Below are 13134 nucleotides of genomic sequence, written 5' to 3' on the forward strand. Positions count from 1 at the left end.
TAACAAACACAGAGTCATTATAAATATGAGTATTATCTACGTTTTAATTCCTGTTGCTATTTTGTTGACTGCGCTTGGAATTTATATTTTTTTCTGGGCAGTAAAAAATAATCAGTTCAATGATTTAGAAAAACAAGGAATGAGCATTTTATTTGATGACGACAAGCCTGAAAAAGCTAATAACCAGTCGCTAACAACTGATCCTCAGTCACCTTCTGAGTCAAGCTCTTCTGAAAGTTCAACGATGCAGGCATCAAAAGAGAAAACACCAGAAAATGGAAATTGATCTTTTTTCAGCGTTCGTTATTGGCCTATTAAGTGCAGGACATTGTTTAGGTATGTGTGGTGGAGTTACAAGCATGCTAACATCTGCTATTGCTCAAAACTCATCAAGCTTTCCAAATGAAATAGTCACAAACCAAAGCCAAAATCGTCGTTTACAACATAACTTGCTTAAAAGCGCATCAGCAAAAAAAAATGTTTATTCAAAATTAATATTAGTACTTTGTTATAACCTTGGCCGTATTAGCTCATACGCGTTGTTAGGCGCTATAATAGGTTATACAGGTTCGTTGGCTGCCAAAAACATTGGTGTGCCCCTTGCCGGCTTACGATTAGTTGCAGGTGTTTTTTTAGTATTTCTTGGCTTATACCTAGGACAATGGTTAATGATTTTGGGCAGAATAGAAAGTATTGGCAAAACATTATGGCAATTTATCTCACCACTGAGTAAGAAAGTAATCCCCGTAGACAGCCCAAGTAAAGCATTAGGCTTAGGCGTTATTTGGGGATGGCTACCTTGTGGGTTAGTTTATTCTACTTTAACTTGGTCATTAGCCAGTGGTAGCGCCGTATCAGGCGCTATGATAATGGCAAGTTTTGGCTTAGGTACACTCCCAGCCTTAATCACCATGTCTTATGGGCTTCTAAGTATTAAAACAATATTAAAAAATGTCATGTTTAGAAAAACGATGGCTTTGGCGATTATAGTCTATGGCTTATACTCTATAGTGGTTGCATACCAACTCATGTTCTAATAAAATCCCATATAGTTGTTCTCCTTAGGGATTAATTTAGGGATATATCAAGTTATGCATCAAAAGCACTCTCCAGATCAAAATCATATTCATTGCCAAAATTGCAGTATTAGCGAATTATGCTTACCATTTTCATTAAATGATCAAGAACTCACGTCCTTAGATAATATTATCGATCGTAAGCGCCCGATCCATAAAGGTGACAAGCTTTTCCATGACGGTCAAGAAATGAACTCTTTATTTGCTATTCGTTCAGGTACATTCAAAACATATACTGTTAATGCCGAAGGTGAAGAGCAAATTACAGGTTTTCATTTAGCCGGTGACTTACTTGGTTTTGACGCCATTGCTAGCAATGAACATCCAAGTTTCGCTCAAGCACTTGAAACAGCTATGGTATGTGAAATTCCTTATGAAAATCTTGATGAATTATCTAATACAATGCCGAAGTTAAAGAAGCAGGTATTACGTTTAATGAGCAATGAGATACGCACCGATCAAGAGATGTTAACACTACTCAACCGTAAAAATGCAGAACAGCGTGTTGCTACTTTTATTTCAGCATTAAGTGCTCGTTATCATGCTCGAGGGCTATCTTCAAAAGAATTTAGATTAACGATGACTCGTAGTGATATTGGCAATTACATTGGCTTAACTGTAGAAACTATTAGCCGCTTATTAAATCGTTTCCATAAAAATCAAATTATTCATGTTGACGGTAAATTAATTAAAATTTTAGATGCAAAAAAGTTAGACGATACCGCCAGTTTTTAACCCCTTAAGCTTTAATAAACAAACTCAGCATAATCTGTTGCTGAGTAAGCACTTCTCAAACACTCCAATTCGTACTATGCTAATCTATAAAGAAGTTAAGTCACAATAAATTGATTTTAAACAATTAAAAATCAATTTTCTTGCGGCATAATATCTTTATCGATAAAACCTTAAGAGGCATATTATGGACCATTTTCAAAATATTCTTGTTGTGATTGACCCTACAACAGACGATCAAAAGGCATTAAAAAGAGCAATTGAATTAGCCAGTAAAACGCAATCAACTTTAACCGCCTTTTTAAGTATTTTTGATTTTTCATATGAAATGACAACAATGCTTTCTAGTGAAGAGCGTGAAGCTATGCGTCAATCTGTTATTAAGGATAGAGAACAGTGGCTAGCTGATTTAGCGAAAAATATGCCACATCAAGGTATTAATATTCAATACAAGGTTATTTGGCATAACCGCCCTTTTGAAGCCATTATTGAAGAAGTTATTGCTAAAAAACATGATATGGTAATCAAAGGCACCCATCAACACGACAAACTTAAATCTGTTATTTTTACACCAACAGATTGGCATATATTACGTAAATGTCCATGCCCAGTATTATTAGTTAAAGATCATAGTTGGCCAGAAAATGGCAATATTGTCGCTGCCCTTAATATGGGAAGTGATGAAGAAGAGCACCAGTCTCTCAATAATATTATTACAACAACTGCTCGCCGAATAGCTAAAATTCTTAACGGTAATGTACATTTAGTTAATTCTTACCCAGGCACTCCTGTTAATATTGCTATTGAAATCCCCGAATTTGATGCCAGTGAATATAACGAGTCTATGCTGCAGCATCATCAACAATCCATGGATGAACATGCAAAAAAATATAATATCGCTAAAGAACACACATTTGTTCAAGAAGGTTTACCTGAAACTGTTATAGAATCTGTATCAGAGCAATTGGATGCTGAACTTGTTGTATTAGGCACTATTGGGCGTACAGGTATCTCAGCCGCATTAATCGGTAACACCGCTGAACATGTCATTGACAGATTAAAATGTGATGTTCTTGCCTTAAAACCAGAAGGTTATGTTTCACCTTTTGAAAAATAGCTAATAAAATAACGTGACAAATAAAAACAATAATCACGGTTTTTATTTGTCACTCTCTTTTTTATATAAATATCTCATTACCTTATTTCTTCAATAATGCACACAAATTAACGCAAGCACTTCGCTTTGATAAACTCTAAAGGTATAATGCGCTCGATTAAACCTTATAAACGAACATTGTCTCGTTAATCATTCAGTAATACTCAGTAAACAACGAAGTAAATAACATGACCAATCAAATAAAACCGCTTTCATCAATTGAACAAACGCAATTACAAAAATTAGAGAAAAAATTACGACGTAACGTTGGTCAAGCCATTGCTGAATATAACATGGTGGAAGATGGCGATAAAATTATGGTCTGTTTATCTGGCGGCAAAGATAGTTACGCGTTACTGGAAATTTTACTTTTATTAAAAAAATCCGCTCCGATAAACTTTGATATAGTTGCTGTTAACTTAGATCAAAAACAACCAGGGTTCCCTGAACATGTTTTGCCTGAATATCTAAGCCAAAAAGGTGTAGAATTTAAAATTGTTGAAGAAAACACTTACTCCATTGTTAAAGATAAAATTGAAGATGGCAAAACAACTTGTAGTTTATGTTCAAGATTACGTCGCGCGATCTTATATAAAGCGGCAACAGAGATTGGTGCAACAAAAGTTGCCTTAGGCCATCACCGTGATGACATGATAGAAACTTTAATGTTGAATATGTTCTACGGTGGCAAACTCAAATCAATGCCTGCGAAGCTTGTTTCGGATAATGGTGAGCACATCGTTATTCGCCCATTAGCTTTTTGTAAAGAAGCCGAACTTGTGCAATATGCTGCCTTAAAGCACTTCCCAATTATTCCTTGTAATTTATGTGGTTCGCAACCTAACTTACAAAGACAAAATATCAAGCAAATGCTAAATGAATGGCAACATCAATTCCCTGGTCGGATAGAATCTATGTTTACCGCTATTCGGAACGTAGTACCTTCACATTTATGCGATAATCAATTATTTGATTTTAAAAATATTGATTCAGCTAACGGTATAACCAATGAAATGATTGATGGAGGGGATACTGCTTTTGATCAGGAATCATTCAACACACCCCTTGAAACTCATCCTAAGTTAAAAGAAAACCAATTAGACTTTATTGAAGTGAAGTAGATAACTTACAGCAAATTATTCAGCCAGCTAATGAGTGATAACCCAATTAAATTTAATGTGTGATGCACTTGCTGACTGAACTTTTACAAATTTGATTCTTTAAACCCAATTTCTCTCATAAGTACAAATAAGGATCGTTTAAGGCTTACTTTTTACAAAGTACGCTTGATTATGTCTTAACATTTCAGAAATTTCTAACACGTAATCGGTACCACGCTCAGAATATGGTAGTAACCCTGTTGCCAGTACTTCTGCCTGTAATGGTTGCCCTTGCTCTCTTAATTGCGTTCTAATTGCTCTAAATACACTATAAGCATTATTGGTATTAATATTATAAAGATAGCGATTAACGGCTTCATTGACACTGTCAAAAGCTGCCACTTCATGTTTTGCCCCTTCATTACGACCATTAGGCACCATACCGCAACCTTCTCGGTAACACCAAATACCAAAGAAATTTAAACCAATTCTAGCAAATCTAGATGTGCCCCAAGCTGATTCATTCGCCGCTTGCACTAAAATTAAAGGAGCAGGAACTATATCAACTCTTACAAGTAACTCATCTAATTGTTGTAATAAAGAAAATTGCTTATTCACTTTGTAGCGTTTAACTAAAGCCGCTAAATCCATTTGTTCTTGTTCAGATAAAGGCTCTTCAAGGCTTACTTTCTCTCTCCAGGTCTTTATTTGGCCTCTGGCAGATAACACTAATTGATTTTCATGAGTAATTGATGGCCTGATAAAGTTAAAAAACTGGCGTTTCTTTTGTTTAACATTACCAATTTTCGAAAACTTAGGTAGTTCTACAGAATGTAGTGGCTTTTCGATAACAACAGGCGCTTTTACTACCTTTGACGTTTTTTCATCAACTGGTATATCTCCCTGCACGATTTTTTGAAAAGTAAATGGAGCGATTAAGCCTATAATTAAAGCGATTAAAACAATCGTTATAAATAGTTTTTTTTGCATTACAGTCCTTGTTTATTAAGCCGAAAAAGTGTCATCAGCTTTTGACGATGGCGGTAAATTAGCACCATCAATAGCAATTATTTGTAAACCAAAGATCTCACGATATAAAACACCTTTAGCATTATAATAAAGTGGAGCGAGATAAGATAAGCTGAAAAAGAATATGACGCCGCCAATAACAGATAAACTTGTTTGCGCTAGAAACAATAGAGGTAGTAAGCTGATTATTAAGGCTGAAAAAAGTGTTACATACACTGAAAAAATTTTAAACCAATTAAAGCGTAGTGATTGAACTGATAAAACGATCGCTTTAATCGGTGAAAGTTTTTTCTCAACTACTAAAGGAATAACTAACGACAAACCGACGGCTAAAAAAATACCGGGAAGAATAAACAACTGTATGCCAATACTGATAAACAATGAAGACAATAAAGCACAAAGTGCCACCCAACTTCCTCTTTTTAGAAATGAAAACACCAACTTAGGCTGAGTTTTCATGCCGACAGCATGAAACACCCCCATCATTTCAACACCCGCTAAAAATGGCCAAATAAATAAGGTGACAATTACATTGAGGATCATACTTGATTTTGGATCAGCTAATACAGCTTCAATTCCGCCTAAATTATCACTCACCACAAACGAAACAATGCTTCCTATTGACAGAATAAATAATAAACCTAAGTTTATAGATAAACGAGACTGTAACGTTTTTTGCCAAGCTTCTTTTAAAATGGCTTGGCTATCAATGGTGAAATCACCTTTAACCGCACGCTCAATATTGCCACCAACTTGTATAACTGATTTCTTTTCCACGAAAATAAAACCCTTCTTTTAAATCATAATCTCAATAGATTACATAATCAGAGCATTATACCTATCAGACTGAGTCAGTTCAAAAATACTTATCCTTAACTGGCTAAGCCGATATAAATTATTTTATAGGAATAAAAAATCAAGACAGACTATTTTTGCATGTGTTTAGATTTTAATAAACGACTGTAAAAACACCATAATTTGTCAAAAGAGTCAAAGTAATACCTTTTACCGTGATAACTTATGCTCATAATTTAACCTCATATTATTTGGGGAAGTACTCTTCATACGCTTAGTAATAAAAAGTGTACAAAATCCCGGCAACAATAGATGTCAAATAATGTAATAGTTAGTATTAATTAGTCTTTAATTTTTCGAAGTATTTGAGTAAAAAAATCACTACCCTTTTGACGAGCAAGAGCAATATTATTATCAGGAATATCTTCTGGTCGGTTATAAACACTTAATACCCGCGCCATACTTTCTTCTCGAATAATGTGCAGAACAGGATATGGTGATCGGTTAGTAAAATTAGCTACATCATCATAATCTTCCCCATCAAAATAGTAATCTGGGTGGAAACTAGCTAACTGAAAAATGCCCTCATAACCAGAGTCAATCAATAACTCTTCTGCATAGGCAACAAGGTCTAAATACTTTTCGAAGCTTTTAAAACCATCCTTATAAATAATTAAACAAGTTTCAATCTTATCGTTTTTCACTAGCTGCTCACATTGACTAATGAGTTCCTCAAGGGCATGTTCAATTTTAACTTTCGCCGATAAATGATAATCAATAGTGTCGTTAACAAATTCTTTTTTAGCAAACGGGCAAAAGTTTAATCCAATAATAATTTGCTCTAACCATTGCTTGGTTTGAATTATTTCATTTGCCATGAATCTCGCCTTTTATGTATATAAAATTAACTTAACATTTATATTTACAATGTCGATTGTATTACTGTTGTAGATACCACATTTTCTTATAATGACCATTTTGATTAAGCAACTGTTGATGATTACCCTCTTCAACTACTTCACCATTTTTCATCACAATAATATGATCCGCATCTATTATGGTCGATAACCGATGAGCAATAACTAAGCTTGTTCGGTGCTTAGAAACTTCTTTTATAGCTTTTAAAATAGCTTGCTCGGAATGGCTATCTAAAGATGAAGTCGCCTCATCAAAAACCAGTACAGCAGGATCCTTAAGAATAGTTCTAGCAATAGCAACACGTTGCTTTTCGCCGCCAGAAAGCTTTAAACCACGCTCTCCAACTTGTGTTTTAACACCATCGGGTAAAGAGTCAATAAAATGAGATAAATGCGCTAACTCTATTGCCTTATAGACTTCTTCCTGACTAGCATTTGGATTACCGTAATGTACATTAGCAAAAAGTGTATCATTAAAAAGCACAGTATCTTGTGGCACAATCCCTATGTGTTTTCTTAATGAATGTTGTGTCACTTCTTTAATAGGTTGACCATCAATTAAAATTTGTCCGTCGTTGACATCGTAAAATCTAAATAATAATTTAACCAGTGTCGACTTACCCGAACCACTTTCACCTACTACCGCTACTTTTTGTTTGGCGTGTATATTAAAAGATAAATTTTTAATGATTGGCCGATCATGATGATAAGAAAAAGAAATATTGCTAAATGCTATTTCTCCATGGCTAATAGCTAATTCTTTGGCACCAGGGGTATCTTCAACTTTGGCTTTTTTATCTAATAAACCAAACATATTTTCGATATTCGCTAGCGATCCTTTAATTTCACGATAAACAAAACCTAAAAAATTCAATGGGATAAAAAGTTGCATCATAAAGGCATTAATTAAGACAAAATCTCCCAGAGTCATTTGCTGATGAGTAACTTGATAGGCAGCTAAAGCTAACATACTAGTCATCGATACAGAGATTATCAGTGCCTGCCCACCATTTAGGGCAAATAACGATAAACGGTTTTGTGTCTTAGCTTTTTCCCACGACGCTAGATTTTTATCATAAGCTTGGGCTTCATACGCTTCATTAGTAAAGTATTTAACCGTTTCGTAGTTTAATAAACTGTCTATTGCTCGTGTGTTACTTGTCGAATCAGCTTTATTAGCAGCACGAATATAACCGGTTCGCCACTCTGTTGCGTAAACGGAGTAACTTACATAACAAACAATCGACATTAAGGTGATAAACGCAAACCAGAAACCATAATTGACAAACAATATGGTGATCACCATTAATATTTCCAAAAGCGTAGGCACAATATTAAATACCATAAAACGCATTAAAAAATTAACGCCGGAATTACCTCTATCAATATCCCGAGATAAGCCACCAGTTTGTCTATTTAAATGAAAATCTAAATCTAAGTGATGGAGGTGGCGAAAAACTTGTAAACCAATTCGCCTAATTGCACGCTCTGTAACACGCCCAAACAAGGTATCCCTTATTTCAGCAAATATCACAATGGTTAATCGTACTAAACCATAAGCTGCAACTAAACCAAAGGGTACTAAATAAATTTGATTTTCTGTTTGAGTATCAAGGCGATCAACAATGTCTTTTAAGATAAAAGGAAGATAGACACTAGCCACTTTTGTTAAAATTAAACAAGCGAGAGCAAAACCAATTCGTACTTTAAATTCAAGTAAGTAAGGCCATATTATTTTTAACACTTGCCAGTTAAATTTATCAACTTTTTGATCAGAGTAATGATTGCGGCGCATATTCAATTCCAAATATTATGACGATAATTACTTAACTAATGATACATAACCCATATTAATACCATTCGCCTTTACCAAGACGATAAACAATATTTAATGCGATAGCGTTTTCTGAAGTTTTAGCTCGTGAGCTATAATAGTGACGAATATCTGATTGTACAGCGATATTATTTGTTATTTTATAATGAAGACCTGCACCTAAATTGACTTGAAACACCTTTTTTTCATTATCTTTTTCACGCAACATTTCACCAAAACCAGTCGTAACATAAGGGCGTAAATTTTCTTTAGCGTTGAAATAATATTGAGCATTTAAACTGTAATTTTCGTAATTAATTTCATTATGTGTATTTAAGTCAGTCAGCCTTGCTTTTGAATAACTTAAGCGAGTTGAAAATGACCGTGAAAAATACATGCCCAAAGAAAATTCCGTTGTTTGACCATTCTCAATATGCCAACTAGGATCTAGATCAACATAACCTACACCAGTAGATAAACCAATAATACCGTAATCAATCGGATCCCCGGTATTTTTATAATAGCTAGGTGCCTTTGCACTCGAATAACGTTTGCCGCTTCCTAGCGTATAAGAAACACTTAATTTGACATAAGATTCGGTTTCTTCTCCACCATTAATAGCAACATCTTGCATTGATATATAACCGGTTCCTGCTCTTACAATTTCATGACCAAATAAGTTATTAATTCCTCGCCCTAAACTATCAATAGGATCTAGAGCAATTAACGCCGTACTGCCAAGAAAGTCAGAACCCCACACTTGCCCCCCTTCTTTCCGAATTTCTTGTTCTTGATTAAAAGCCCATTCACCCCATGCCCAACCTAACACAGGAGTAATCACTAAATCTTGAACTGAAGGAATTTCAGCAAGCGCTTCAATACCATATTCCCAATAGAAAGTTGACATTAAAAAGCTATAAACAAAAGCATCCCATTGACGGTAACCAGACTTTCGAGCGACTTGATAATAAGCGCCGCCAAAATAAGGATGACCAATCCAGTTAACTGGAATATTGTCACGATCCCATAAAGGACCCGCTTTTACATTCTCGCCCCATTTAATAAAGTCATCGCTTTCTTTATCCCAGTTCGTAAAACTTTCGGGTAAAACGTAAAGTAAGCCAATAACACCAAAACCATAACCAAACACTGACTTTGTTTGAGACCATAAACGCTGGCTGTCTTCACCGTGTTGAGGTGAAAATAATGAAACTTGGTAAGGAGAATCATAAAATTGCTTCTCTACAGTGTGGTTTTCCCAGATGGAGTTAGTAATATCATTGCGGTAAATAGACGTTAAATCGTCTTCGCAATTAGCATCATTACACGTTTCATTTGCCCAAATAGCACCAGAAAAGAGTAAACTCGCTACAGAGGCTAACTGAATATTTTTGAATAAACGATTTAACTTAAATGTAGAGAGTAAGTTTTGATTTGAATTAAGAGTTTTCATAAAAACAGTATACATTCCAAATTTTAATGCATGAAATCAATGCGTTACAATCCCTTTGCACAACTGAATTTTATGTAAATAATGTTCATAACAAGCGGGAAAATTAAGCCCCATACTTAATTTTCACGCATTCTAGCAGGATTCTTTTAAGATAACCATTGATGAAATATCGGGATTATTTGGTGCTCTTGTTCAGACGAATATTCCGACACCTATGACGGTTAAGCAATTGATAATGCGTCTTATGTTTATGCTGGAAATGTTTATTTAAAAACCAATAAAGATTATCCACTGAGTTAACTCAGTTAAGTACAAGTCGGTTGATGTAACCTACAGAACTTCTTAGAGAAACTTGAAGGTAAATAAATTTAATAAATAAAAGCCGGAACATTGTTGTTTCGACTTTATTTTTGATAAAGTTTGTTGCAGATTAACTCCTTGCTTATTCAACTGGAATTCAAAATTAAAACTTACCTATTTATATCATTGAGCTTTTTACTTTGTTCTATATTTGTCGCCCCTATCAGTTATTCTCAATCTTCGTCCGCAGAGTTTGTTGGAGCGAAAGCTTGTCAGTCTTGTCATCAAAAAGAAGTGAGCGAATGGCGTGGTTCTCATCATGACATGTCGATGAAGCATGCCGATAAGACTTCTGTACTCGGTAACTTTGATGACGTGAAATTCATCAGTAATAAAGAGACCAATCGTTTTTATAAAAAAGGCTCACAGTATTGGGTTAATATTAAAGGACCCGATGGTAAATTTCATGATTATCAAATAAAGTACACCTTTGGTTACCAACCCCTACAGCAATACATGGTGGAGTTTGATGATGGAAGAGTCCAACTTATTCCATTTGCATGGGATTCACGTTCAAAAGCAAAAGGCGGTAATCGTTGGTTTAATCTGTACCCCGACATGACAGCACCGTACCAAGAGTTTTTCTGGACCAATACCGGTCAAAATTGGAATTATATGTGCGCCGATTGCCATTCAACCAATGTTATGAAAAATTTTGACTTAAAAAACAATAGTTATAAGACAAGTTTTAGCGAAATTAATGTTGCTTGTGAAAGTTGTCATGGCCCAGCTAGTGAACATATATCTTGGACTAAAACCCAATTACCTAATACAAACTTGGGCTTTAATCGCAATCTAACCCCTGCTGTATCACAGTGGGTCCACAAAAATGAAAGACCAAATACTTTATCTCCTCAAGAAATAAAAAGCAGCCAACAAGTATTGGTTTGTGCCCAGTGCCATAGTAGGAGAACACAAATAAGCGATAATGATCATGTTAGTAACAACGCTTTTGGTGAGCGTTATATGCTCGACCTTATTTCTACCACGAACTATCACCCTGATGGACAAGTTAATAACGAAGACTTTGTTTATGGTTCATTTTTGCAATCCAAAATGCATCAAAATGGCGTCGTTTGCAGCGATTGCCATAATCCTCATTCAGCTAAATTAAAACTCCCCATTAAAAGCTTATGTCTGCAGTGCCATCAAGCAAGTAACTATGCGGTAGAACAACATCATAAACATCCTAACAACTCTACAGGCGCCCAATGTGTTAATTGTCATATGCCAGAAACGACTTATATGGAAATTGATGACAGACGAGATCACGGTTTTCATATACCTCGACCCGACTTAGCAAAGCAATTAGGCACCCCAGATACTTGTTTAAGCTGTCATGAAGATAAAAATAGTCAATGGAGCGCTAAACACGTTAACACATGGTTTCCTGACTCAACAGTTAAGGCAGAAAAAGATTTTGCACCTGTGTTTTCAGCAAGTAACTTATCACTCAATGAGCAGCAATTACAGGACGTCGCTAATGAACTATCACGTATTGCTCAAACAAGTAGTTATGCTCCAATTATTCGTGCCTCTGCATTATCAAAAATGGCAAATGTAGCGAATACAAATACAACTATATCGATTGCTAGAGCTGTTAAAAATGCTAATGAAAATATTCGTCTAGGCGCAATTGAAGGTGCTGAAAATTTATCAGCTCCACACAAGTGGCGTATACTCAAACCGTTATTAAGCGATAAAGTATTAATGGTTAGAATAAATGCAGCTTTTACTTTAGCCGCTTTATGGGGAAATTTAACGCCAGAGCAACAAGGGAAGTTAACACCTGCATTGAATGAATACATTGAATCGCAAAATTTTAATAGTGATCGTAGTTTTGCTCATGCTAATTTGGCCATTCTTCATGTTTACCAAGGTCAGTATGAACAAGCAATTACTACGTTTAATCAAGGTATTGAAATAGAGCCCTACTTTACACCAAGTTACTTAAATTTAAGTCGTGTATACCGTCAACTTGGTGAAACCAAGAAAGAAATTGCAACTTTAATGCGAGGTATAAACGCGAATCCAGCAGATGCTGAACTTCCCTATAACCTTGGTCTAACCTATATTAGAGCCAAAGATAAACCAAAAGCTTCGCAATTCTTAGGTAAAGCAACAGAATTAGCTCCACAAAATAGTCACTATTTCTATGTGTACGGTTTAAGTTTAGAACTGGAATCGCCTAAACTTGCTTATCGTGCACTTTTTCAAGCCTATAACATAAGTAGCAACCCACAACATTTGTATGCACTTTGTGACATGCAACTTAGGCATCAATCTGCTAAAGGTAAAAATTGCCTTTCAAAACTGTCAAAAATTGTCCCTAGTAATGTCATAGAGCAACTAAAAGCACAATACCCATAAGATAGTCTTCGATGATACAAACTCCTTAAATGAAACCAAATATTGAGGAGTTTGTAATTATCATAAATCTCACCAAATTTTTGATAAATCAAATCCTAGAGTGTTAAAAAGTAGACACAGTAGCTGTTAATCTTAGGAAGACAGCTAAGTCTGGATAAAAGTTAATATTGAACCACTTTTTAATCATATGACTCTCAGTTCCCTTTTCTTTCTGTTTTATTATTAAATATCGAATTAGTCTAACTTTGGCTTTTATCTGAAGCTGCCATCAAAAAAAACTTTAATTAATTTAAGTTTTATTTTCTCAAATTATTTTCTTTATCTATCTAAAAT

At 35.0% G+C, this 13134-nt stretch carries 11 protein-coding genes; 6 read left to right on the top strand and 5 right to left on the bottom strand.

Annotation, left to right across the window (positions count from 1 at the left end; translation table 11 throughout):
- Positions 1-25 precede the first annotated feature (25 nt).
- From ccoS to ttcA, 5 genes are all read left to right on the top strand, one after another.
- Entirely contained in the window at positions 26-286 is a 261-nt protein-coding gene (ccoS, locus tag AC27G3_RS05660) for a cbb3-type cytochrome oxidase assembly protein CcoS (protein ID WP_487119610.1), read from the top strand.
- A complete protein-coding gene (locus AC27G3_RS05665; RefSeq protein WP_487119612.1) occupies positions 276-1037 on the top strand; it encodes a sulfite exporter TauE/SafE family protein in 762 nt (253 codons plus the stop codon). The genes ccoS and AC27G3_RS05665 overlap by 11 nt, the downstream gene beginning before the upstream one ends.
- Before the next feature lie 54 nt (positions 1038-1091).
- Positions 1092-1811, top strand: a complete 720-nt coding sequence (gene fnr / locus AC27G3_RS05670) for a fumarate/nitrate reduction transcriptional regulator Fnr (protein ID WP_487119614.1) — start codon at positions 1092-1094, stop codon at positions 1809-1811.
- Positions 1812-1995: 184 nt separating this feature from the next.
- Positions 1996-2925, top strand: coding sequence for a universal stress protein UspE (uspE, locus tag AC27G3_RS05675; protein WP_487119615.1), 930 nt, complete (start codon positions 1996-1998; stop codon positions 2923-2925).
- Positions 2926-3152: 227 nt separating this feature from the next.
- A complete protein-coding gene (gene ttcA / locus AC27G3_RS05680) occupies positions 3153-4085 on the top strand; it encodes a tRNA 2-thiocytidine(32) synthetase TtcA (RefSeq protein ID WP_487119617.1) in 933 nt (310 codons plus the stop codon).
- A 138-nt stretch (positions 4086-4223) separates the two neighbouring features.
- On the opposite strand, the gene AC27G3_RS05685 is transcribed toward ttcA, so the two are convergent.
- The 5 genes from AC27G3_RS05685 to AC27G3_RS05705 all read right to left on the bottom strand — a co-directional run bounded on the left by AC27G3_RS05685 (position 4224) and on the right by AC27G3_RS05705 (position 10071).
- Positions 4224-5054, bottom strand: coding sequence for a glucosaminidase domain-containing protein (locus AC27G3_RS05685; RefSeq protein ID WP_487119618.1), 831 nt, complete (start codon positions 5052-5054; stop codon positions 4224-4226).
- 15 nt (positions 5055-5069) lie between these two features.
- Positions 5070-5870 (bottom strand): hypothetical protein, encoded by an 801-nt coding sequence (locus tag AC27G3_RS05690; RefSeq protein WP_487119620.1) that lies wholly within the window; start codon positions 5868-5870, stop codon positions 5070-5072.
- Between the two features lie 359 nt (positions 5871-6229).
- Positions 6230-6766, bottom strand: coding sequence for a DUF1415 domain-containing protein (locus tag AC27G3_RS05695; protein WP_487119622.1), 537 nt, complete (start codon positions 6764-6766; stop codon positions 6230-6232).
- Positions 6767-6827: 61 nt separating this feature from the next.
- A complete protein-coding gene (locus AC27G3_RS05700; protein WP_487119624.1) occupies positions 6828-8600 on the bottom strand; it encodes an ABCB family ABC transporter ATP-binding protein/permease in 1773 nt (590 codons plus the stop codon).
- Between the two features lie 55 nt (positions 8601-8655).
- Positions 8656-10071 (bottom strand): DUF3943 domain-containing protein, encoded by a 1416-nt coding sequence (locus tag AC27G3_RS05705; protein ID WP_487119626.1) that lies wholly within the window; start codon positions 10069-10071, stop codon positions 8656-8658.
- Positions 10072-10557: 486 nt separating this feature from the next.
- Between AC27G3_RS05705 and AC27G3_RS05710 the strand changes: the two genes are divergently transcribed.
- A complete protein-coding gene (locus tag AC27G3_RS05710; RefSeq protein WP_487119628.1) occupies positions 10558-12801 on the top strand; it encodes a multiheme c-type cytochrome in 2244 nt (747 codons plus the stop codon).
- Positions 12802-13134: the final 333 nt, after the last annotated feature.

The organism is Colwellia sp. SU-HH01217, assembly GCF_057543495.1.